Annotated in this window: 20 protein-coding genes and 1 tRNA gene; 14 read left to right on the top strand and 7 right to left on the bottom strand. The window is 70.5% G+C overall.

Translation table 11 applies throughout. The features are described 5' to 3' along the window. Positions 1-287 precede the first annotated feature (287 nt). Positions 288-920, top strand: a complete 633-nt coding sequence (locus tag HNQ09_RS04215) for a C40 family peptidase (RefSeq protein ID WP_184025864.1) — start codon at positions 288-290, stop codon at positions 918-920. A 160-nt stretch (positions 921-1080) separates the two neighbouring features. Here the strand turns inward: HNQ09_RS04215 and HNQ09_RS04220 are convergent, their stop codons facing one another. Together HNQ09_RS04220 and HNQ09_RS04225 are read right to left on the bottom strand one after the other, a co-directional pair. Next, positions 1081-1749: an outer membrane lipoprotein-sorting protein gene (locus tag HNQ09_RS04220; protein ID WP_184025866.1), complete on the bottom strand. Its 669-nt coding sequence runs from the start codon at positions 1747-1749 to the stop codon at positions 1081-1083. A gap of 97 nt (positions 1750-1846) precedes the next feature. After that, positions 1847-2839, bottom strand: coding sequence for a hypothetical protein (locus tag HNQ09_RS04225; RefSeq protein WP_246363117.1), 993 nt, complete (start codon positions 2837-2839; stop codon positions 1847-1849). A gap of 109 nt (positions 2840-2948) precedes the next feature. Between HNQ09_RS04225 and HNQ09_RS04230 the strand changes: the two genes are divergently transcribed. The 4 genes from HNQ09_RS04230 (at position 2949) to miaB (ending at position 6662) form a co-directional block, all read left to right on the top strand. Further along, complete coding sequence (locus tag HNQ09_RS04230) at positions 2949-3440, top strand: LEA/WHy family protein (RefSeq protein WP_184025869.1); 492 nt, start codon at positions 2949-2951, stop codon at positions 3438-3440. Positions 3441-3488: 48 nt separating this feature from the next. Further along, positions 3489-4673 (top strand): amidase family protein, encoded by a 1185-nt coding sequence (locus tag HNQ09_RS04235; protein WP_184025872.1) that lies wholly within the window; start codon positions 3489-3491, stop codon positions 4671-4673. 19 nt (positions 4674-4692) lie between these two features. Continuing rightward, entirely contained in the window at positions 4693-5193 is a 501-nt protein-coding gene (locus HNQ09_RS04240) for a hypothetical protein (protein WP_184025875.1), read from the top strand. An 89-nt stretch (positions 5194-5282) separates the two neighbouring features. After that, positions 5283-6662, top strand: a complete 1380-nt coding sequence (gene miaB / locus HNQ09_RS04245) for a tRNA (N6-isopentenyl adenosine(37)-C2)-methylthiotransferase MiaB (protein WP_184025878.1) — start codon at positions 5283-5285, stop codon at positions 6660-6662. A gap of 57 nt (positions 6663-6719) precedes the next feature. On the opposite strand, the gene HNQ09_RS04250 is transcribed toward miaB, so the two are convergent. Continuing rightward, entirely contained in the window at positions 6720-7166 is a 447-nt protein-coding gene (locus tag HNQ09_RS04250) for a hypothetical protein (RefSeq protein WP_184025881.1), read from the bottom strand. A gap of 111 nt (positions 7167-7277) precedes the next feature. Here HNQ09_RS04250 and HNQ09_RS04255 point away from each other — a divergent pair, with 111 nt between their 5' ends. Next, complete coding sequence (locus tag HNQ09_RS04255; RefSeq protein ID WP_184025884.1) at positions 7278-7820, top strand: hypothetical protein; 543 nt, start codon at positions 7278-7280, stop codon at positions 7818-7820. A 59-nt stretch (positions 7821-7879) separates the two neighbouring features. Here the strand turns inward: HNQ09_RS04255 and HNQ09_RS04260 are convergent, their stop codons facing one another. Continuing rightward, positions 7880-9481: an ABC transporter ATP-binding protein gene (locus tag HNQ09_RS04260; protein ID WP_184025886.1), complete on the bottom strand. Its 1602-nt coding sequence runs from the start codon at positions 9479-9481 to the stop codon at positions 7880-7882. An 83-nt stretch (positions 9482-9564) separates the two neighbouring features. Between HNQ09_RS04260 and HNQ09_RS04265 the strand changes: the two genes are divergently transcribed. Then, positions 9565-10395: a phosphatase PAP2 family protein gene (locus HNQ09_RS04265; protein ID WP_184025889.1), complete on the top strand. Its 831-nt coding sequence runs from the start codon at positions 9565-9567 to the stop codon at positions 10393-10395. 487 nt (positions 10396-10882) lie between these two features. Here the strand turns inward: HNQ09_RS04265 and HNQ09_RS04270 are convergent, their stop codons facing one another. Next, entirely contained in the window at positions 10883-13153 is a 2271-nt protein-coding gene (locus HNQ09_RS04270) for a RelA/SpoT family protein (protein ID WP_184026239.1), read from the bottom strand. A gap of 271 nt (positions 13154-13424) precedes the next feature. On the opposite strand from HNQ09_RS04270, the gene HNQ09_RS04275 reads away from it, so the two are divergent. Next, positions 13425-14114: a TetR/AcrR family transcriptional regulator gene (locus HNQ09_RS04275; RefSeq protein ID WP_184025892.1), complete on the top strand. Its 690-nt coding sequence runs from the start codon at positions 13425-13427 to the stop codon at positions 14112-14114. Between the two features lie 76 nt (positions 14115-14190). Continuing rightward, entirely contained in the window at positions 14191-15882 is a 1692-nt protein-coding gene (gene pgi / locus HNQ09_RS04280) for a glucose-6-phosphate isomerase (RefSeq protein ID WP_184025895.1), read from the top strand. A gap of 398 nt (positions 15883-16280) precedes the next feature. Here the strand turns inward: pgi and HNQ09_RS04285 are convergent, their stop codons facing one another. After that, positions 16281-17351, bottom strand: a complete 1071-nt coding sequence (locus HNQ09_RS04285) for a GTP pyrophosphokinase (RefSeq protein WP_184025898.1) — start codon at positions 17349-17351, stop codon at positions 16281-16283. 102 nt (positions 17352-17453) lie between these two features. Between HNQ09_RS04285 and HNQ09_RS04290 the strand changes: the two genes are divergently transcribed. Genes HNQ09_RS04290 through HNQ09_RS04300 form a run of 3 tightly spaced genes read left to right on the top strand, consistent with a single transcriptional unit; the run spans position 17454 to position 19629 of the window. Continuing rightward, positions 17454-17783 carry a hypothetical protein gene (locus HNQ09_RS04290; RefSeq protein ID WP_184025901.1) on the top strand — a complete coding sequence of 110 codons (330 nt, stop codon included), beginning with the start codon at positions 17454-17456 and terminating at the stop codon, positions 17781-17783. Between the two features lie 4 nt (positions 17784-17787). Further along, positions 17788-19227: a MocR-like pyridoxine biosynthesis transcription factor PdxR gene (pdxR, locus tag HNQ09_RS04295; protein ID WP_184025904.1), complete on the top strand. Its 1440-nt coding sequence runs from the start codon at positions 17788-17790 to the stop codon at positions 19225-19227. 36 nt (positions 19228-19263) lie between these two features. Further along, positions 19264-19629 carry a hypothetical protein gene (locus HNQ09_RS04300; RefSeq protein ID WP_184025908.1) on the top strand — a complete coding sequence of 122 codons (366 nt, stop codon included), beginning with the start codon at positions 19264-19266 and terminating at the stop codon, positions 19627-19629. An 88-nt stretch (positions 19630-19717) separates the two neighbouring features. Here HNQ09_RS04300 and rpsT read toward each other — a convergent pair whose 3' ends face one another. Beyond that, a complete protein-coding gene (rpsT, locus tag HNQ09_RS04305) occupies positions 19718-19996 on the bottom strand; it encodes a 30S ribosomal protein S20 (RefSeq protein ID WP_184025912.1) in 279 nt (92 codons plus the stop codon). 188 nt (positions 19997-20184) lie between these two features. On the opposite strand from rpsT, the gene HNQ09_RS04310 reads away from it, so the two are divergent. Both HNQ09_RS04310 and HNQ09_RS04315 read left to right on the top strand, forming a co-directional pair. Then, complete coding sequence (locus HNQ09_RS04310) at positions 20185-20754, top strand: regulatory protein RecX (protein ID WP_343057606.1); 570 nt, start codon at positions 20185-20187, stop codon at positions 20752-20754. A gap of 104 nt (positions 20755-20858) precedes the next feature. After that, positions 20859-20935: transfer RNA gene (locus HNQ09_RS04315), tRNA-Pro, on the top strand. Positions 20936-21030: the final 95 nt, after the last annotated feature.

The following is a 21030-nucleotide window of genomic DNA, read 5'->3' on the forward strand; positions in this document are numbered from 1 at the left end:
TGGACGCCCCACCGCCCCCCCCGGTACTCGCGCCGAGCCGCCTAACCGTGATGAGAACAATGAGATTCACCCCCAGGCCCCAGGGACGGTTTCAGTCCCTCCTGGCGGGAGATTCTCCGGCTCATTTAGAAATGAGTCAGACTCTGAGAAGCTTGAGCGACGCAGCCGAATTTGTGCGTATTCATCGAGAAGAGATCCGCATAGAGTCCGTATAGGCGCATAAAAACCGCCTCTTCGACCGAGGATTAAGGTAAAAAAAATAAAGGCGGAGTAAACTTCCCAGGTCGATGAAAGCCTTCCGCGCCCTCCTGATCGCCGCTGCCCTGGGCAGCAGCCCTGCCCTCGCCGCCAGCTACACCGTCAAGGCGGGTGACACGCTGTCCAAGATCGCCGTCCAGTACCGGATGGAGCCTGCCCAGCTGATGCGCCTCAACGGCCTGAACAGCACCACCATCCAGGTGGGCCAGCGGCTGAACGTGGGCGGCGCGGCAGCGACCGCCGCAGCTGCTCCGGCCCGCGCCGCCGCGCCGGTGGCCGCTGCTCCCCGGGGCAACGCCTTTGTCCGCAGCGCCGCCTCGCGCTTCCTGGGCATCCGCTACGCGCTGGGCGGTACCGGCGGACGCGGCGTGGACTGCTCGGGTTACACCATGCTGGTCTTCCGGCAGATGGGCATCAACCTGCCCCGCACCGCCGCCTCGCAGTGGCGCAGCGGGTACGCCGTGAGCAGCCGCAACCTGCAACCCGGCGACCTGGTGTTTTTCAACACCACCGGGCGCGTCGCTAGCCACGTTGGCATCTACATCGGCGACGGCCTGATGGCGAACGCCAACAGCTACCAGGGCCGCACCGTGATCGAACCGCTGTTCGGCAACCCCTACTGGGCCACCCGCTACGTCGGCGCCCGCCGCGTCCTGAGCTGAGGCCCCCTGCCCGGCCCGGCGCCGGAAGCCTCCATCGACCACGCCCCCGCCCGCCCGGTGGGGGCGCCTGCTTTGGGCATGTCGCTCTGGGGAGCCGTAGGGAGCGAGACGACAAGAGAGGCCCCCAGTCAGGAGCCTCTCCAGATGACGGCAGCGCGGGTTACTGGCGAATAATCTGCGCGTCGCGCGGCAGGGTCTTGAGGCCGCTGGCGGTCAGGCCGCTGTTGACGCGGTAGTTGCTGACCGTCAGGTCGGCCAGGACCTTGTTGCCGGTGCCCAGCAGCTGAAGGCGGGTGGGGCGCCAGCCCGCCTCGGTGATCCACACGCGCGCCCGGTCGCCGCCGCCCGTGCTCTTGGGCGTGGCTTCCAGCTGATAGACCCGCTTGCCCGCTGCGCCGCTGGTCGCCAGCAGCTTGACGTTGTACTGACCCAGCAGGGTCGCGGCGTTGCTGAGCTGGGTAAAGTCCAGCCCCCCGAAGGCCCCGCTGGCCCCATTCGCCGCCTTCTTGGTGGGCGTGACCGTGATCTGGTTGGTCAAGAAGAGGTACTGCCGGACCTCGTTCCTGTCCGCGACGACCACGTTGTCGGCCAGGGCGTCGGGGGCCAGGAATTGCAGGCGGGCCAGGCCCTGGGCGGGGATGCTCTTGACGGTCAGGTCGATCTTCTGGCTGGACGTGTCGAAAGCGGCGCTGCCGCTGAGGCGGAAGGTCACGTCCTTGGCCGCCTTCTGGGCCGCGTCCACACGGGTGAGGATGTCCTGGGCGGTCTGGGCGCCTGCACTGGACGCCAGCGCGGCGAGGGTCAGCAAAGAGGAGACAAAGAGCTTCACGCCCAGAGTCTTCCATCCGGCCTCATGAGAAGGGGGCGCGGACGCTGACGCGGGGTTCACCGCGCCTGGAGACGGCCCAGCGGGAGGGGCGCGCAGCTCAGGGCCGTTCCGGCCAGGCGCCCAGCGGCAGGCTGTAGCCGACCCGCACGCCGAAACCGCTGGTCCCACTCGCCGTCAGGCCGCCGCGCACCGCCGCGCTGAGGGTCCCCGGTCCGGCCGGGAGACTGACCTCGGCCCCCGCGCGCAGCGGGGCACTCGCCCGCCGCCACGGCTCGTAGGCGACGTACAGCCGGGCGTCGCTGCCCTCGCCCAGCGGATCGGGGGCGCTCAGACTGCCCACCGCCCCCCAGCCTCCCGGCCCGGCCAGGGCGTCGAGGGCGAGGCTCAGCCCCGACTCGGCGCTGTACGAGACGCCGCCCGTCACGCCCAGCACGCCTTGCCCGGCCCGTGCCCCCAGCCGCAGCGTGACGCTGCCGGTGGTCTCGGTGAGGGGTTCAGTGGCGGGGTCGTCACCCTCGGCGGGGGGCAGCACGCGGGTCAGGTCGCGCCGCCACTCCGCGCCCGCGAAGCCCTGGTTTTGCGGGCCGAACTCGCCCCCCAGCACGGCGACGAGCGCGCGGCCCACCCGGTAGCGGGCGGTGAAGTCGGCGGCCCAGCCCCGGGCGCGCAGATCGGTGGGCGTCAGGGTCCAGGCGGCGAGCGGGTCCACCTCGGTCGCCGCCGCCGTGAAGAAGGCCCCCCCCACGTTCAGCGCAACCGGCCCGAGGGTGCCCGACGCGCGCGGGGCCAGCCGCACGCCTCCCCGGTAGGTCAGGGCCGCGTCGGCCCGCAGGGTGAGCGCCCCGGCGGGCGGCAGGCTGAGGCCCCCGCCGACTCCGGCCTCGACCGCCCGGTTGGACACTGCGGCGGAGAGGGTCGCCCGCCCCAGGGGGACCTCGCTGACCCCGAAGCGCAGCAGGCCGCCGTCCCAGAGCGCCGCGCCGCTGCGGTAAGTTACGCCGAAGTCGAGGGTCGCCGCGCCCGCCGCGCCGCCGCAGGCGCCTGCCAGGGCGAGGGCCGTCATCATCCGCTTCAGGGGGGGGCGCTTCATGGGAAACAGCGTAACAGCCGCGCGGGCACGGCCGGGTAGGCGCGGTGGGAAGGCACGGTCGGGCGAGCGCGGTCAGGTGGCGGCCAGCCGGAGCCGCTACCGTGGCCGCATGAACAAGCTGCTGTTCGCTCCGCTGCTCGCCCTCGGCCTGGGGGCCTGCGCCCCCACCCAGTCGGTGGTCCAGGTCCCCACCTTCGAGGTCCAGAGTGTGCGCCTCACCCGCCTGAGTCTGCCCAGCGGCCCGAATCCGGCGCTGGCGAACCTCACCCTGCGCCTGCGCGTACAGAACCCCAATCCCCTCCCGCTGCGGTTGGCGAACTTCAGCGCCCGGCTGGTGATCGACGGCCAGGACGTGGGCCGCCTCGAGTTGCCGAACGTCGCCCTCCCCGCGCGGGGCGAGGCGCTGCAAGACGCCAACCTCGCCCTACCAGTCACCCTCCAGACCGCCGGGGCCTTTCTGGAGGTCGCGCGCGGCAGGCAGGTCAGCTACCGGGTGGACGGAAGCTTCGCGGCCGACCTGGGCGTGCTGGGCCAGCCCACCTTCGGCCCTTTCACGCTGGCGCAGGGGCTGTGGCAGCAACCCGCCATCCTGCCGTTCTGAGGGGCAGCGGTCCGCTGTCGGTGCGGCGCAGCGCTTAGGCTGGGACGCGTGACTCTCCCGGATTTTCCCGATTCCCAGCGGGCGTGGGCCTCCCGCCCGGCCTCTCCCCTGCGCGGCGCTCCGGGTGGGCCGCTCGCGGGGCTGACCTTCAGCGTCAAGGACCTCTACGGCGTCCCCGGCTGGCCGCTGACCGCCAGCACCCGCGCGCCCGTGCCCGACCCCGGCGAGAGCGTGCTGGTCCGCCGCCTCCTCGACCTGGGCGCCTCGGCCCTCGGCAAGACCCATCTGCACGAGATCGCGCTGGGCATCACGGGCATGAACGGCTTCGGCGGCACCCGGCATCCCTTCGACCCCGGGCGGGTGCCGGGCGGCAGCAGCAGCGGCGCGGCGGTCAGCGTGGCGCTGGGGCAGGTGGACTTCGCGCTGGGGACGGACACGGGCGGTTCCATCCGCGTTCCGGCGGCGTGGTGCGGGGTCGCCGGGTACAAGCCCACGAAGGACCATCCGGCGTGGAGCCTCGCGGGCGTGTTGCCGCTGAGTCCAACCTGCGACCACGCGGGGCCGCTGGCGCGGGACGTGCGGACCATCGTGCGCGTGCAGGAGGCGCTGACCGGGCAGGCGGTGGCGGCGCAGGATTGGGAGGGCGTGCGGGTGGGCGTCTGGCTGCCGGAGGGCTGGGTGGACGCCTCCGTGCGGGACGCGGTGCGGGCCTTCGCCGCCGGGCTGGAGGAACTGGGCGCCGTCCTCTCTCCCGCCGACTTCCCCGAGGTTCTGGACGCCTACACCCCCATCGTGCTGGGCGAGGCGGCGCGGGTTCATGCGGAGGCCTTGCAGCACCCCGACCCCGGTTTCCTGCCCTCTACCCTCGCCTCGCTGCGGCAGGGGCAGGCGCTGACCCCGGACGAGCTACAGGCCGCCCACGCTCGCCGCGCCGAGTACCGCGCCTTCCTGGACGACCTGTTGACCCGCTTTGACCTGCTGCTCGCCCCCGCCGTGCCCACGCCGCCGCCCCTGGCAGGCCAGGACGAGGTGGAGCTGCTGGGCGGCCCCGCGCCCCTGCGCCGCGCCGTCCTGCGCCTGACCGCTCCGTTCAGCCTGCTGGGCGCCCCCACGGTCGCGCTGCCTTCTTCCACCCCGTTCGTGGGCGTGCAGCTTGTCGGGCGGCCCGGCGAGGACGACCGGCTGCTGGGCCTGGCCTCGGCCCCCGAAAGCGGCGTCAGACACACTTCATGAGGCCAGCCTAGGCTCCGGTATGCGCTCATCCCTCCTGCTGCCCGTCCTGGCCGCCGCCCTCCTGCCCCTGCTGGGCAGTTGCACCCTGGGCGCGCAGATCGACGCGCAGACCGCGCTGGAACGCGCCCTGAACGGCACCTACGAGGGCGTCGGCGTGGGCGGCACCGGCCGGGTCCCTTACCGCCTGCTGCTGGCGGTACAGGAGCGCGGGGGCCGGGCCAGCGGCGTGCTGACCAACCTGGAAAGCCGCAAAGCTTACGCGGTCAGCGGCACGTTCGAGCGGGCCGGGAACGGAGGCGGGCGCCTCGACCTCAACCTCTACGAGGACGGCGACAAGTTCCGGGGCACCCTGCGCGGCGACCTGACCGCCAGCAAACTCAGCGGCACACTCCGCACCGTTCTGCTGGGCCGTGAGCTGCTGGGCTACACAGTCACGCTGGAACGCCAGCAGGCCGCCGCACCCGCCAGCGCTCCGGCACCTCTGGCGCCTTTGCCCGCACAGACGCCCACCACCCCCTGAGCTAGAATCCCTCCCGGTCGCGGCCCGCCCCGTCGGAAGCCGCGCACGAGAGGCCCCGGAATCCCTCCGGCCAGCCTGGGGAGAAACAGATGAAGGCACACCTTATTACCTACGGTTGCCAGATGAACGAGTACGACTCGCATCTGGTCGAGTCGCAGCTCGTCAGCTTCGGCGCGGACATGGTCGGGAGCGTGGACGAGGCCGATTTCGTCCTGATCAACACCTGCGCGGTGCGCGGCAAGCCGGTGGACAAGGTCCGATCGGTGCTGGGCGACCTGCGCAAGCAAAAGCAGCAGCGGCCTCTGGTCGTCGGCATGATGGGCTGCCTCGCGCAGCTCGAAGAAGGCCAGCAGATCGCCCGCAAGTTCGAGGTGGACGTGCTGCTGGGGCCGGGCAGCCTGCTGGACATCGGCAAGGCGCTGGAGAGCAACGAGCGCTTCTGGGGCCTGCAATTCAAGGACGAGCTGCATGAGCACATCCCGCCGTCCCCCGCCGGAAAGCTGCAAGCGCATCTCACGATCATGCGCGGCTGCGACCACCACTGCACCTACTGCATCGTGCCCACCACGCGCGGCCCGCAGGTCAGCCGCCACCCCGACGACATCCTGCGCGAACTCGACCTGCAACTCGCCGCCGGGGTGCAGGAGGTCACGCTGCTGGGCCAGAACGTGAACGCCTACGGGGTGGACCAGGGCGCCAAGCTCGCCGGTTACCCCTCCTTTGCCGACTTGTTGCGACTGGTGGGCCGCAGCGGCGTGAAGCGCATCAAGTTCACGACCAGCCACCCGATGAACTTCACCGAGGACGTGGCCGTGGCGATGGCCGAGACCCCCGCCGTGTGCGAGTTCGTGCATCTGCCGGTGCAGAGCGGCTCCAGCCGGGTGCTGCGCCGCATGGCCCGCGAGTACACCCGCGAGACGTACCTGGGCCACATCGCCAACATCCGCAAGCACCTGCCGCACGCGGTCCTGGCGACCGACATCATCGTGGGCTTTCCCGGCGAGACGGAGGAGGACTTCGCGGAGACGCTGAGCCTCTACGACGAGGTGGGCTACGACAGCGCCTACATGTTCATCTACTCGCCGCGCCCCGGCACGCCCAGCTACAAGCATTTTCAGGACCTGCCGCGCGAGCTGAAGACCGAACGCCTCCAGCGCCTGATCGTGAGGCAGAAGGAATGGAGCGCCCGCAAGAACGCCGAGAAGGTCGGCACCATTCAGGAACTGCTGCTGCGCGGCGACGCCCACGACTCGGGCTTTCTGGAAGGCCACACGCGCGGCAACCACCCCACGGTCGTTCCGAAAGCCATCGGCGCCAGCGGCCCTGGCCTCTACCGCGCCCGCATCGAGCACGCCACGCCGCACATGCTGTATGGCCGCCTGATCGGCGCGGACGGCCAGGACCTGCCCGAACTGCCCCGCTTCAACCCGGAAGCGGCGGCGCTGAGCAGCCCGTTGCAGATGGTGTAGAGACAGGAATGCGGGAGGCCGGAGCGTCAAGCTGCTCCGGCCTTTTCCTCTGTCACTTCATCGCAAGGTCACGGTCAGCGGCGCCGTTTCCACGTTCACTGTGCGGTACTCTCCCTGCGCTTTGCCGTCCACCACGCGCCGGACACGCGGCGCCGCGTAGGCCACCAGCGTGCGCGTTCCGGCGGGCAGGTCCAGCGTCACCGAGGCTGTGATGCTCTCGCCCACGCGCCAGGACCGGGGGGCGAGCGGCACATCCACGCAGGTCTGCGCAGGCGTGGGCTGGGGCGCGGCCTGCGCCACCGGCACCTCGCGGTAGCCCGCCACGAAGGGCCGGGGACACTCGTTTTCGAGCAGCAGGTTGTTCGGCCCCGCGTTGATCAGCGTCACGCTCAGCAGCCGTCCCTGCACCGTCGCCTGCGACACCAGCCGCACCTGGGGTACCGTCGCGGCGGGCGCACAGGCCGTCAACACGCCCAGCATCAGCAGTCCAGCGATTCGCTTCATGGATGCAGCATAAGCAGCCGCCGGAGAAAAGCCGCCTACATTTGTGCTCGCCTCACGTTGCCTCAAGCCCTCATCACCCCGGCGTCAGGTTCAGGGGTGAAAGTGAAAGGTATGAAAAAGATGCTGCTGGGAGCCGTCGGGCTGAGCGCGATGCTGGCGAGTTGTGGTGGGGTAGAAGTTATTGCTCCGGTGAGCAATTTACAGCTAACCTCGTATCAGAGCGAATATGTTTTGAAGCAAAGAGCAGTGGATCAGGACGGCAATGTCTACGACGCCGGAGCATCTGTCATATGCGACAATACGACTACACGCATTGGCTTCACTGCGAAATGGAATGGGTCTATCAACCAAATTGGCGCACGCTTGGAAGGCCGCGATACAGGCAGGACGGCAGAAGTGTACTCTGGTTCTCTGGGCAACCTTTACTCCTATGGATCTGATGTGCAGTTTGAATTCGGTGTCGGCGCTGGACTAGCTCCGCAAACGGTAGGCAAGCGCAGCCTGAGTGCTCAAGACATCATCGTCAAGCCTATTAACACTATTAGGGTTAAAGGTGCATCCTTCCTGATTATTCAGGCCAGGAGCGCGGATGGGACGATTAGCAACGTTTCCCCCAGCGTTCAGGCTTTGCCTATCGCAGACTGCGTTCTCTAGTAATCTCATACAGTCACGTGAGGCCGCCCCACTCGGAGGCGGCCCTTTTTCTTGCCCTCTTAACGTTCGCCGGTTTGGAGCGTTTCGCTGACGTGGCCGCTGCGTCCGCTGGCGCCGCCGCTGCCGGTCATCAGCAGCCCCAGGCCCGTCTCGGTGGCGTCGCTGGCGGGAACCTCACCGACGACCTGACCCTCGTACATGACCAGAATGCGGTCGGAGAGGTTCATGACCTCGCCCAGATCGGCGCTGATCAGCAGCACGGCGAGACCCTGGTCGCGCGCCTCGACGATGCGGGCGTGGATGAACTCGATGGCGCCGATATCCACCCCGCGCGTGGGCTGCGAGGCGACCAGAATCTTGGGGCCTTTTCGCATCTCGCGGGCCACGATCAGCTTCTGGGCGTTGCCGCCGCTGTACTGTCCGGCGCGCAGGCTGGCGCTGCGGGGGCGCACGTCGTACTTCTCGCTCAGCTCGCGGGCGTTTTTCTCGATGGCCTCCAGGTTCAGGAAGCCGAAGCGCCCGGCGAAGGGGGCGCGGTCCTGCTCGCCCAGGATGTAGTTCTCGGCGGTGGTCATGTCCAGCACCAGCCCGCGCTCGTTGCGGTCTTCCGGGATGTGCGACAGGCCCGAGGCTTCGACCTCGCGCACGCCGTGGGCCGGGCGGCCCTGGTAGGTGATCTGCCCGCCCGCGACCGGCACGAGTCCGGTGATCGCCTCGACCAGTTCGCTCTGGCCGTTGCCCTCCACGCCCGCGATGCCCACGATCTCGCCCGCCCGGACCTGAAAGGACACGCCGTCTACCGCGTTGCCGTGCTCGCCGCGCACCGTGACGCCGCGCACGTCGAGGGCGACCTCGCCGGGCCGGGCCGCCGCCTTCTGCACCTTGAGGCTCACGTCGCGCCCCACCATCATGCGGGCGAGCGTCTCGGTGGTGGCACCCTGGGCGGGAATGGTGCCGATCATCTTGCCGTCGCGGATGACGCTGATGGTGTCCGAGATGTGCAGGACCTCGTGCAGCTTGTGGCTGATAAAGATGACGGCGTTGCCACTGGCCGCGTACTGGTTTTTCAGGAAGTCGAACAGCTCGTCGGTCTCGCTGGGGGTCAGCACGGCGGTCGGCTCGTCCAGAATCAGGATGCGCGCGCCCCGGTAGAGCGTCTTGAGAATCTCGACCTTCTGCTGGAGGCCGACCGGCAACTCGCCCACCAGCGCGTCGGGGTTGAGGGCGAAGTTGAACTGCCGGATCAGCTCGGCCACCCGGCGGCGGGCGGCGGCGTAGTTGATGGAGGTGCCCGCCGTCGGCTCGGCCCCCAGGATCACGTTCTCGGTGACGGTCAGGGTGTCCACCAGCATGAAGTGCTGAAAGACCATGCCGATGCCGCGCGCGATGGCCTGCGCCGGGTCGGTGAAGTTCACGACCTCGCCGTCCACCACGATCTCGCCGGAGGTGGGCGGCTGCGCGCCGTACACGATCTTCATCAGGGTGCTCTTGCCCGCGCCGTTCTCGCCGCACAGGGCGTGGACGCTGCCCCACTTCACGCTCAGCGAGATGTTGTCGTTCGCCAGCACCAGCGGAAAGCGTTTGGTGATGCCGCGCAATTCCAGCGCGTGCTCGGCGCGGTGCTGCGCGACTTGCAGCACGTCGGGGGTTGAAACCGTCATGCTGCCTAGTGTAGCGCCGCCCCCCCATTCGCACCTGAGCAGCCCTTTTCGCCGAAACGCGGCAGGCGTCACAATGGGAAGACATGGAAACCTTCTGGCTGGCCGTCACCAACCTCGGGCGCGACGAGGTCTTTATCGTGGTGCTCGCGCTCTACACCTGGCTGGTAAACCCGCGCGGCGGACGCGACCTGGGGGTGGCCTTCGCGCTGTCCTATCTGGTGAACACGGCGCTCAAGTACGGCCTGGACCTGCCGCGCCCCTTCACCAACGACCCCGGTGCGGCCAGCGAGGCGGCGCGGGCCACGGCGGGCGGCCCCGGCCTGCCCAGCGGCCACACCCAGATGGCCGCGACCCTGTGGGGCGGCGTCGCGGCGCAACTGAACCGCCGGGGCGCGTGGCTGGTGGCCCTGCCCCTGATCGCGTTGATCGCCGTCTCGCGGCTGGCGCTGAATGTCCACTATCCCAGCGACGTCGTGGTGGGCTTGCTGCTGGGCGCGGTGTTTGCCCTGCTGGCCGCGCGCGGAGTCTTCGCGCAGTGGGGCGTGTGGCGCTGGGCCATTCCGGCGATCTTCCTGACCATCGCCGCCTTCTTGCCCGCCGGAACCGGGCGCGAGTACGGCGTGGCGCTGGGCCTCCTGGCGGGCTTCTGGTTCGTCCGGCCCGACTTCACGCCGCCGCGCGATCTGGCGGGCCGCCTGACGGTGGGCGTGCTGGGGCTGCTGCTGGTGTTCGCGGTGTTTTTCGGGCTGGGAGCGTTGCCGGACGCGGTGAAGGATGGTGGGCTGGTGCGGGCGCTGCGGTATGCGGCGCTGGTGTGGGTGGCGGCGGAGGGGGTTCCGCTGGTGCTGCGGCGGTGGCTGCCGAGCGTCGGGAGAAGTGAGGGTGGGGCTGGGGAGTTGGCCGCGTCCCGTTAGCCCCCACCCCCCAGCCCCCTACCCCCACCGGGGGCAGGGGGGAGTGAAGGCGCTTCGCTATGAAAAAAACGCTTCTCGCTCGATAGGTGGTTGTGCTTCTCCACTGCCCTGCCACCAGCCCTCGTCGGCTGACCTCTCCCCTTCACCCGGGTCGCTGACCTGCTTCTGGCTGCCCTCCCCCTTCTCGCCAAAGCGGTGGCCTGACCCTCCTGCTTTTCTAAACCGGGTCAGCCGACGGCCAGGTCCCACCCTTCCAGCTCGCTTTCCAGGCAGCCGAGCCGTTCGGGCCGCAGGCCCGAGGCCTTCCAGCATTACCGGAGCATGGCGTTGAGGTAGGAACGGTCACAGGGGAGGCGCCGCCATAACCGCCTGGAACGACTCTTGCCGAGCGCAGCGAAAAGCTCCCCTGCCCCCTCCGGGGGTAGGGGCTGGGGGTGGGGGAGAACCGAATCAAGACACCCTGCCACACCGACCCGACCAGCCCCGCTCAGGCGCTCGCCCGCCCCCGCCCCCCGTTCTTCCCGACCCGCAGCACCTCCGTGACCCCACTGACCCGCGAGATCGCCGCCCGCACCCGCTCGACCTCCTCCTGCCCGGTAACGGCCAGCCGCAGCGCGATATGCGCGACGCTGTCGGCGCCCACCCCCGCCTCGATCTTCATCGGGCTGTGCTTCTCGGCGGCGAGCGCGCCCAGCACGTCGGCCAGCAGCCCCTGACGGTCGGGCGCGACCACGTCGAGGTCCACGATGGTGCCGCCCGGCCTGCCCGAATCCCACGAGGCGGCGACGCAGCGCTCGGGTTCGTCCTTGAGCAGCCGGATCATGTTGGGGCAGTCCAGGCGGTGGATGCTGACGCCCCGGCCCCGCGTGAGGTAGCCCATAATCTGGTCACCCCGAATCGGGTTGCAGCACAGCGACAATTTGGTGGTGGTGCTCAGGCCCTCGACGTACACGCCGCCCGGCGCGGGAGGCCGGGGACCCGGCGGGCCGCGCCGGGCCGGACCCGAGGCCTGCTCCTGGGCCAGGCTGGGCGAGAGCAGCCGCCCGACCGCGCTGGGCGTGACCTTTCCGGCGTGCAGCGCCTGGTACAGGTCGTCGGGGTTGCGGGTGCCCAGCAGCTTGTGGGTGGCTTCCTCCAGCAGCTTGGTCCGCATCAGCTGGCGCACCGGCAGGTGGCGCTTGCGCAGGTAGCGCTCCAGCAGGTCGTGGCCGTGCTGTAAGGCCTCGTCGCGTTCCTGCTGGCGAAAGTAGTGGCGGATCTTGGCGCGCGCCGAGCGGGTCACGGCGAAGTTCAGCCAGCCCTGGTTGGGCTTGCTGTTCTTGGAGGTCACGATCTCGACCATGTCGCCGTTGCCGAGCCTATGCGAGAGCGGCACAATGGACCCGTTGACCCGCGCCCCCACGGTCGTCTCGCCGATGCGGGTATGGATGTGGTACGCGAAATCGATGGGCGTGCTGCCCAGCGGCAGGCTGATCGCCAGACCCTTGGGGGTAAAGACCCGCACGCGCTGCGAGAGGATGTCGCTCTTGACCGCATCCATGTAGTCCGAGGCGTCGTTGATCTCGTTTTGCAGCTCACGCAGCTGGGCGATCCAGTTCTCGCGGTCGCGCTGGGCCAGCGTGCTGCCCTGCTTGTACATCCAGTGGGCGGCGACCCCGTACTCGGCGACCTCGTGCATGCGCCGTGAGCGAATCTGCACCTCGATCGGCTGGCCGCTCTGGCTGATCACGGTCGTGTGCAGGCTCTGGTAGCCGTTGGGTTTGGGCACCGCGATGTAGTCCTTGAAGCGTCCCGGCAGCGGCGTCCACATCGAATGCACGATGGAGACGGTGTGGTAGCAGATGCGTTTCTCGCGGGTCTCCTCGGCGCGCAACCGGCGCTTCTCGTCGGTGCCGGGGGGCACGGTCAGCTCCCTGGGCGTCAGGATCACCCGGATGGCGAGCAGGTCGAAAATCTGCTCCAGCGCCTTGCCTTCCTTTTGCATCTTGTTGTGGATGCTCCAGAGGTGCTTGCTGCGCCCCGCAATGTCGATGTCGGCCACCCACTCGGGCAGTTCGAGGTCGTCTTGCAGGGCCTCGCGCAACTGCACGACCGCGCCCTGAATCAGCGCCTCGCGCTCTTCTTGCCGGGTCCGCAGCCGGGTCTGGAGGTAGGCGTAGGCGTCAGGCTGAAGGTACTGGAACGAGAGGTCCTCGAGTTCCCACTTGATCTGCCCGATGCCGAGGCGGTGCGCGAGCGGCGCGAAAATCTCCATCGTCTCGCGGGCGATGCGGACCTGTTTTTCGGGCTTCATGGACCCGAGGGTCCGCATGTTGTGCAGCCGGTCGGCCAGCTTCACCACGATGATGCGGATGTCGCCGGTCATGGCGATCAGCATCTGGCGCAGGTTCTCGGCCTGCATGTCGCGGCCCGCGTCCCCGACCTCGGCCTGCTGGCTGCCGGTCTTGGAGAGCTTGCTGACCTTGGTCTCGCCCTCCACGATGCGGCGCACGTCGGGGCCGAACTCGCGCTCGATCCCCTCGAAGGTCACGGCCTCCACGTCCTCGACCGTGTCGTGCAGCAGGCCCGCCAGCAGGCTGTCGGTGTCCATCCCCAGCCGCGCCAGGATGACGGCCACCGCGACCGGGTGGGTGATGTACGGCTCGCCGCTCTTGCGGTTGACCCCCGCGTGGGCGTCGCGCGCGAACACGTAGGCGCGCTCCACCCGCTCGCGGTCCGCTTCCGGGCGGTCGGCGATCAGGGGGCGTAAGCTTTCCATGCCGTGTTCGGGAAGAGCGGGAACGGAGGCGCCAGGCACGCGGGGCAGAATAGCGCGGCCAGCCGGGCGGCAAGGGAAGCCCGCGCCCCAAGGCTCAGGACAACCGTAAGGATGGGGACTGCACGCGGCGCGGCGGCGACGCTACCCTGGGCGGCGTGAGGTGGACTCCGCTCGACTCCGTCCTTTCCGGGAAAGCGCCGGGGCACCTGGCGTTTCGCGGAACCCACCCCCTTGGCCCTCGCCGCTCGCCCCGCCCGGTTCTCCAGGCCCCATGAAGGTCGACCGCGAGGAGCAGGACGACGCCCGGCGCGAACGCATCGCCCGCGCGGCCTTCGAGCTGTTCGCCCGCAGCGGTCTGGAGGCGACCAGCGCCCAGGACATCGCCCGCGCCGCGTTTGTGAGCCGCACCAACCTGTACCGCTACTACCCCAGCAAGATGCACATGCTGCTCGCGCATTTCGAAAAGGCCGTGCAGGCCAGCCGCGACGACGCCGTCGAGCGCCTGAGCCGGGGCGCGAACCCGCAGCAGGTCTGGGACAAGGTCACGGGGCGCATGGCCGACCTCGGCGTGCGCTACCGCCACCTGGTCGGCGCGGTGGGACACGCGGTTCTGAGTGCCCGTCACGAGGGCGGCCGGACGGACCACGCGGGCCAGCCCCCCGGCGAGGGCGTCCGCACGGCCCTGACGCTGGTGGCGCTGGTCGAACCCGTGTTGATCGCCATGCGTGACCGGGGCGCGCTGCGCGACGGGGTCAACACCCACCTGCTGGGGACCCTGCTGGTGGACGCCTGCCTGCTAGCGCTGCTGCACGGCGGCCACCGCGACCAGCGCGAGGTGCTGCGCGACTGGCAAGACCGCTTCAGTCTGCTGCTGCACGGCGCGCTCGTTCCGGACGCGGCGCAGGAGCGGGCCTGCGAGGGCGGCGCGGGTCCCGACACGCCGCTCAAGACGCGGGCCTGACGCTCGGCGCCCTGGCCTCCCCATCCCCAACGGTCGGCGAAACCCCACCCGCCGGGGGCGCTGGTATGCTCCCGCCATGAGTGACCCCCTCGGCCCCGGCGCGGCCCACCCGGCGCAGCCCTCCCTGACCCGGCTTCCCGCGTGGCAGGCGCTCCAGGCGCACTTCGAGGCGCTGCGGGGCACGACCCTGCGCGAGCTGTTCGCCGCCGACCCCGCTCGCGGCGAGCGCCTGACCGCCGAGGGCGCGGGCCTCTTTCTGGACTACTCCAAGAACCGGGTGACCGACGAGACGCTGGCCCTGCTGCTGAGGCTGGTGCGTGAGACGGGCGTGGAGGCCCGCCGGGACGCCCTGTTCGCGGGCGAGCGCATCAACGTGACCGAGGACCGCGCCGTGCTGCACCCGGCCCTGCGGGCGCCGCGCGGGGCCGTGATGGAGGTCGGCGGCCAGAACGTGGTTCCCGCCGTCCACGAGGTGCTGGGCCGGATGGGCGCCTTTGCCGACCGGGTGCGCGGCGGGACGTGGCTGGGCGCGACCGGCAAACCACTGCGGAATGTGGTGAACATCGGCATCGGCGGCTCGGACCTGGGCCCGGTGATGGCTTACGAGGCGCTGAAGCACTATGCCGACCGGCGGTTGACCCTGCGCTTCGTCTCCAACGTGGACGGCACCGACCTGACCGAGAAGACGCTGGGCCTCGACCCCGAGGAGACGCTCTTTATCGTGTCCAGCAAGACCTTCACCACCCAGGAGACGATGGCGAACGCGGAAAGCGCCCGCACCTGGCTGCTCGCCGGGCTGGGAAACGTGGCGGACGAGGGAGCGGCCATCGCCCGACACTTCGTGGCGGTGAGCACCAACGCGGAAGCCGTGGCGGGGTTCGGCATCGACACTGCCAACATGTTCGGCTTCTGGGACTGGGTGGGGGGCCGCTACAGCCTGGACAGCGCCATCGGTCTGTCGCTGATGATCGCGGTCGGGCCGGAGCGCTTCGGGGAGTTGCTGGCAGGCTTCCACGAGATGGACGAACATTTCCGCACGGCGCCGCTGGAGGGAAACCTGCCGGTGCTGCTGGCGGTGCTGGGCGTGTGGTACCGCAACTTTTTCGGCGCGCAGACGCACGCGGTGTTGCCCTACGACCAGTACCTCGCCCACTTTCCCGCCTACCTCCAGCAGCTCGACATGGAGAGCAACGGCAAGCACGTCACTCTGGACGGGCAGGCCGTGGACTACGACACCGGCCCGGTCGTGTGGGGGCAACCCGGCACCAACGGGCAGCACGCCTTCTACCAGCTGATCCACCAGGGCACCACCCTGATCCCCTGCGACTTCATCGGCTTTTGCCAGACGCTCAACCCGCTGCCCACGCCCGAAGGCCCCTTGCACCACGACCTCTTGATGGCGAACGTGTTCGCGCAGACCGAGGCGCTGGCCTTCGGCAAGACGCTGGAACAGGTGCAGGCCGGGGGGGGCGTAAAGTCCGCGCTGGCGCCCCACCGGGTCTTCGAGGGCAACCGGCCCACCAACACCCTGCTCGCCGACCGCCTCACCCCCCGCCTCCTGGGCGCCCTGATCGCCCTGTACGAGCACAAGGTCTTCGTACAGGGGGCCATCTGGAACATCAATTCCTTCGACCAGTGGGGCGTCGAACTCGGCAAGGTCCTCGCCGGAAAGATCGTGCCCGAACTGACCGCCGCCGGGGAGCCGGACCTGGACCACGATTCGAGCACCAACGCCCTGATCCGCCGTTACCGGGCGCGGCGGGGGTAGCAGAGGGAGCGGCCAGCTTCCAGCGACTTGCGGGGCAGGGGGCTGGCAGAGCACTCGGCGCGGAGGAGGTGGGGAGAGGGGGATGGGGAACGCTGGGGACCTGACCTGTTTCCCCCCTTCCGGCCTCCCCCATCAGGAGGGAGGGAGCAACAGCGCAAGAGCTTGAGCTATTCAGAAACGGGCACAGCGGACGCCGCACAGATACGAGTCAACAGAGTCCGCACCGCCTTCCCCACGCCTCAACCGCGCAGCTCCCTGGGTGGCTGCAGCGTGGATGCACCAAGCTCAAACATTGCGTTTGATGACTGCCCCATCCCAGCGCCGCCCGTCTCCCCTTGCTTCACTCCCCTGCCCCCTCTGGGGGGAGGGGCTGGGGGTGGGGGCACCTTCCAACGCCGCTACCCCGCCCCCACCTCCCGCGCATACACCGCCCGCACCGTCTCCACCATCCCCTGCGCCGAGCCGCTGAGGTCCAGCAGCCGCACGATCTCCAGCGGATCGAGGGCCGGATTCGCACAGGCCCGCCACAACCCGTACTGCACGACGCTGCTGCCAGGGCGCAGACCCCCCGCCGGGGTCCACAGCTCGCGCACCTGCGGCAGCAGCGCCGAGGCGAAGCGCACGAGCTGCGGCCCCTGCCGGGCGAGTTCCTTGTGCAGCAGCCCGACCGAATGCACGCCGACGTGGTGCAGCAGGCTCGCCAGCCGCTGCGCCCGCTCGGGGTCCGACCAGTCCGAGAGCAGCGGGACATGCAGCGCCTCCGCGATCTGGAGGTCGAGGTCATGGATGGGGGCGGTGCCCAGCAGGTACTTCAGACTGGGCGCGTCGATAAACACGCTGTCGGGCGCCTCCGTGATGCGGGTGGGTAGGGTGGCGGCGTAGTCGTGGCTGAGGCGGTGCAGGGCCATGAATTCCTCGTCGGCCATCTCCAGCAGCCCGGCGAGGCGGTAAAAGCGGCGCCGGACCTCGCGCGGCACGGCCTCGCGGCTCTTGTACCCCAGGTCGTGCTCGATCTCGGCCCAGGCGTGCTGGAGGATCGAGCGGATCTGCACCTCGTAGTGCATGCCGGGCAACGCGGGCACCAGGTCGGGTTCGGCGCGCACCACGTAGTGCACCCCCAGGTAGCCGAAGCGGTCGGGGTCGTGCATCCGCGACTTGTCGATGGAATGCTTCCAGTCCACGACGTGGTGCTCCTCGATCAGGCGGGCAACCACCTGCACGTCGCTCTCGAAGTAGGTGATGACGCGCAGGCCCACCAAATCGGTCACGTCCCCCAGCGTGCGGTAGCGCCCCGGCTTGCGCCGCAGCTTGTCGGCCAGGCTGGCCGGGCGCTTGACCCGCCCGGTGATGTGGTGGATGTTCAGGCCCGCGTCCGCGAGCAGCCGGGTGATGTGCGCCACCACGGCGCTTCGCAGCCGCTCGTAGTCGGGCAGCGCCTCCTGATAGGCGTGCAGCAGCTCGGGGTCCATGGTGGCCCGCATGATAGGCGCCCCGCCGCGCTCCCGCCCAGAGGGGTAAGAGACGGGTGGGGGTCACCGTCCCGGCAGCCTGCGCGGGTGCATCCTGTTCACATGGCCTCCGAGGACCGCTCCACTGCCCCCGCCGTCTCCTTTCCCGCTCCGGGGCGCATCCCCTATCCCGGCGGGTGCGTGCTGGAACCTGGCCCCTACGCGCTGGACTACCTGTTGAACTGGCGGGCGGACGTGACCGTGCGCGGCGTGTCTCACGCGGACACCCCGGTCTTTGCTCTGCTGCGGGACCTGCTGGCCGACCCCGCCGCCCACGGCCTGACCCCCGCCGAGGCCGGGGCCGCCCGCGACCGTTTTCTCGCGCTGGCCGGGCAGGCGCTGGAGGCCGAGGGCGGCGATCCGGCCTGGCTGGCGCGCGAGTTCGGGCGCTAGGCGCGTGATCGACCAACTGCGGCCCGCGCTGCCTGGAGAAGCGCTGCACGCGCGGGTGGCGCGCACCCTGCGCGAGGCGGTGCTGGCCGGGGCGTTGCCGGAGGGGACCCGCTTGCCGGGCCACCGGGTCCTCGCCGCGCGGCTGGGCGTGTCGCGCAACACGCTGACCGACGCGCTGGAGCAGCTCGGCGCCGAGGGCTACGTGCGGGCCAGCGCCCGCAGCGGCACGCGGGTCGCGGTGCCTGCCCCGGCTCCCGGCGAGGCGCCCGCACCCCCGCCGCTGCCGCTGAGCGCCTGGGCCACCCGCGCCCTCTCCGGCGCCCTGCCCGACGTGGGCGGCGAGTACGCGGTGGACTTCCGGGTCGGCCAGCCGGTCCCCGACCTGTACCCGGCGGGAGCGTGGGCGCAGGCCCTGGCGCGCCAGGCGCGGGAGGCCGGGCGCGGCGGCGCTCCGCTCCTCGAACGGGAAGCCGAACTGGGGCCGCTGGAGACGAGGCGCGCCCTGGCCGCCTACCTGAACGCCGAGCGCGGCGCCCGGGTGACCCCCGACATGGTGATGCTCACGGGCGGCACCCAGGCGTCTCTGGACGCGCTGGCCCGGCTCTTTTTGGAAGAGGGCCGGGTCGCGGCGCTCGAAGACCCCACCTATCCGGGGGCGCGGGCGGCGCTGGGGGCCACCGGCGCTTCGCTCTGGCCGGTCCCGGTGGACGCCCAGGGCCTGGACCCGGCGGCGCTGCCCGCGCGGGCCACCCTGCTGTACCTCACGCCGGGCGCGCAGTACCCGACCACGGTGACGCTGCCCGCCGCGCGGCAGGCCGAGGTGGTCGCCTGGGCAGGCCGGGCAGGCGCCTTCGTGCTGGAAGACGACTACGCCGCCGACCTGCACCACTCGGCGCGGCCCCCGGCGGCCATGCAGGGCCTCGCGCCGGGGCGGGTGATCTTGCTGGGCAGCTTCAGCAAGAGCCTCGCGCCGGTCACCCGCTCCGGGTACCTCGTCGCCCCCGAGCGGGTGATCCGGGTGCTGGCGCGCACCCGCCCGCTCACCGACCGCGCCCCCGCCACCCTCGACGCCCTGGCCCTGGCCGATGTGCTCGCCTCGGGCGCCTACGCCCGCCACCTGCGGGGCGCCCGGCAGGCCATCCGCCACCGCCACGAGGTCCTGCTCGCGGCGCTGGCCCCGGCCCTGCCCGGTTGGGCGGTCACGCCCGCCCGCGCCGGGCTGCACGTGCATGTCACGCTGCCGCCCGGCCTCTCGGAAGAGGAGGCCGTGGCCCGCGCCGCCGCAGCCGGGGTGGCCCTTACCCCCGCCGCGCCCCTGGCGCAGGAGACGCGCCCGCCCGCCGTGCTGCTCGCCTTCGCCCACCTGCCGCCCGAGCGCCTGCGGGGCGGCGTGGCGCGGCTGGCGCAGGCCCTGGCGGGCAACCCGACGGACGTGAAGATTTAACCGGTCCTCCTAGGTGAGCCGGGTTACACTACGGTAATGCGTCTTCTGATTCTGGCTCTGACGGCGGCCCTGGCGCTGCTGTACTTCACGTTTGGGCTACGGCTGGGCTACGTGACCCTGACGCCCACGCAGCTGCTCAACGCGCAGGGGCAAAACCGCTACAGCTTCGAGCTGTACGAGGACGGCAAACACGTCGGCGTGCGCGGCACCTGCACGGTGCGCAGCGGTCAGGCCACCCTGCGGCTGCTCGACCCGGCAGGCACCCAGGTCGCCGGGCAAAGCTGCCCGAAAGGCACCTGGTCGCTGCGGCTGCTGGGCGGCGGTCAGCCGGGTCTGTACCAGTTGATCGTGGACCTCGACCGCTACAGCGGCACGCTGGACCTCAAGGAACTGCGCGAGTAGCGGTGCTCCCGCCACAGGCAAAAGCGGGAGCACTGTTCTCCCCAGGGGGAGGTGCTCCCGCTTGCGGCTGCGGGCCGCGGGCCGGGCTTCAGGCCTGCTTGGCGGCCGCGGCGCGGTTGAGCGCCTTGGCGAGGCGGCTCTTCTTGCGGGCCGCCGTGTTCTTGTGCAGGGTGCTGCCCTTGGCGGCCTTGTCGATCAGGCTCTCGGCCTTGCGCTGCAACTCGGCGGCGTTCTCGGCGCCTTCTTGCACGGCGGCCACGGCCTTCTTGCTGAAGGTCTTGATGGTGCTCTTGCGGCTGCGGTTGATCAGGCGGCGCTTGAGGCTCTGGCGGTGACGCTTCTGGGCGGACTTGTGTCGGAGGGCCATAGGATTCTCTCTTTCTCCCGCACTCGCGGGGCGGTTCCCAGCCTGGGCGGGAACGCGACGCGCCGGGCCTCGGCGCATCCGGGCCGCCGCTCTGCACGGCGCCTGGAGCTGCGCCACCCCTGGGGGGTGGGCAACCTGGGCATCTTAGCGGGTGTGCTGGGGCAGGCGCAAGCGCCATACTGGACGGCGTGACGGACCCTCCCGACACGCCCCCCGCGCCCACACCCGACCCGCGTCAGGCCGAGCAGCGCCAGAAGGCCCGCGACGACCTGCTCGCCTACGCCTTCCGGGCGCTGTCGGGCCGCGCGCTCACGGAAGCCGAGTTGCGCGCCCGCCTCGCCCGCCGCACGGACGACCCCGCGCTGGCCGCCGAGGTGCTGGCCCGGGTGCAGGAGCTGGGCTACCAGAACGACGATCAGGTTGCCCGCGCCGAGGGCACCCGCCGGGGCGTGGGCGGCTTCCGGGTGCGCCAGACCCTCCGGCGCCGGGGCATGGAAGAGGACCTGATCGAGGAGACGCTCGCCGCCCGCGACCCCGAGCAGGAGCAGGCCGACGCCCTGGCCCTGCTGGAGCGCCGCTGGACCGCCTTCGCCCGCAAGCGTGATCCGCGGGCCAGTGCCTACGCTTTTCTGGCGAGGCGCGGGTTTGGGGGATCAGCGATCTGGCCCGCCATCGAGGCCGTCTCCCAGGGTCAGGCTGGCGGCGAGCCAGAGGACCTGACCGAGCCGGACACGGACGATTTCAGCAGCCCAGGGTGAGCGGGCCACGTGCTTGACACCCCCCGGGGCGCCGCGTAAACTGCCGGGCGCACCAAAGCGGGCTGCTGACTCAGCCTTGCCTGCTTGTCTGGGGCCGTGGTCGGCGGGGCGTAGCGCAGCCTGGTAGCGCACGTCGTTCGGGACGACGGGGTCGGAGGTTCGAATCCTCTCGCCCCGACCACGCTGGAAGCCTCCCCCTCTCACGGGCGGGAGGCTTCTTGCTTGTGCTGTGCCCGCCGCTGCCGCTTCCCTCTTCCGTCTCCTGAGAGCCTGCCC

The sequence above is a fragment of the Deinococcus budaensis genome, assembly GCF_014201885.1.
Taxonomy (GTDB): domain Bacteria; phylum Deinococcota; class Deinococci; order Deinococcales; family Deinococcaceae; genus Deinococcus; species Deinococcus budaensis.

What these genes read in the sequence shown, in the direction of transcription:
- HNQ09_RS04215 (WP_184025864.1), top strand. Translation starts at nt 288, where the DNA reads ATGAAAGCCTTCCGCGCCCTCCTGATCGCCGCTGCCCTGGGCAGCAGC.
- HNQ09_RS04225 (WP_246363117.1), bottom strand. Translation starts at nt 2,839, where the DNA reads ATGAAGCGCCCCCCCCTGAAGCGGATGATGACGGCCCTCGCCCTGGCA.
- HNQ09_RS04230 (WP_184025869.1), top strand. Translation starts at nt 2,949, where the DNA reads ATGAACAAGCTGCTGTTCGCTCCGCTGCTCGCCCTCGGCCTGGGGGCC.
- HNQ09_RS04240 (WP_184025875.1), top strand. Translation starts at nt 4,693, where the DNA reads ATGCGCTCATCCCTCCTGCTGCCCGTCCTGGCCGCCGCCCTCCTGCCC.
- miaB (WP_184025878.1), top strand. Translation starts at nt 5,283, where the DNA reads ATGAAGGCACACCTTATTACCTACGGTTGCCAGATGAACGAGTACGAC.
- HNQ09_RS04250 (WP_184025881.1), bottom strand. Translation starts at nt 7,166, where the DNA reads ATGAAGCGAATCGCTGGACTGCTGATGCTGGGCGTGTTGACGGCCTGT.
- HNQ09_RS04255 (WP_184025884.1), top strand. Translation starts at nt 7,278, where the DNA reads ATGAAAAAGATGCTGCTGGGAGCCGTCGGGCTGAGCGCGATGCTGGCG.
- HNQ09_RS04260 (WP_184025886.1), bottom strand. Translation starts at nt 9,481, where the DNA reads ATGACGGTTTCAACCCCCGACGTGCTGCAAGTCGCGCAGCACCGCGCC.
- HNQ09_RS04265 (WP_184025889.1), top strand. Translation starts at nt 9,565, where the DNA reads ATGGAAACCTTCTGGCTGGCCGTCACCAACCTCGGGCGCGACGAGGTC.
- HNQ09_RS04270 (WP_184026239.1), bottom strand. Translation starts at nt 13,153, where the DNA reads ATGGAAAGCTTACGCCCCCTGATCGCCGACCGCCCGGAAGCGGACCGC.
- HNQ09_RS04275 (WP_184025892.1), top strand. Translation starts at nt 13,425, where the DNA reads ATGAAGGTCGACCGCGAGGAGCAGGACGACGCCCGGCGCGAACGCATC.
- pgi (WP_184025895.1), top strand. Translation starts at nt 14,191, where the DNA reads ATGAGTGACCCCCTCGGCCCCGGCGCGGCCCACCCGGCGCAGCCCTCC.
- HNQ09_RS04285 (WP_184025898.1), bottom strand. Translation starts at nt 17,351, where the DNA reads ATGGACCCCGAGCTGCTGCACGCCTATCAGGAGGCGCTGCCCGACTAC.
- HNQ09_RS04290 (WP_184025901.1), top strand. Translation starts at nt 17,454, where the DNA reads ATGGCCTCCGAGGACCGCTCCACTGCCCCCGCCGTCTCCTTTCCCGCT.
- HNQ09_RS04300 (WP_184025908.1), top strand. Translation starts at nt 19,264, where the DNA reads ATGCGTCTTCTGATTCTGGCTCTGACGGCGGCCCTGGCGCTGCTGTAC.
- rpsT (WP_184025912.1), bottom strand. Translation starts at nt 19,996, where the DNA reads ATGGCCCTCCGACACAAGTCCGCCCAGAAGCGTCACCGCCAGAGCCTC.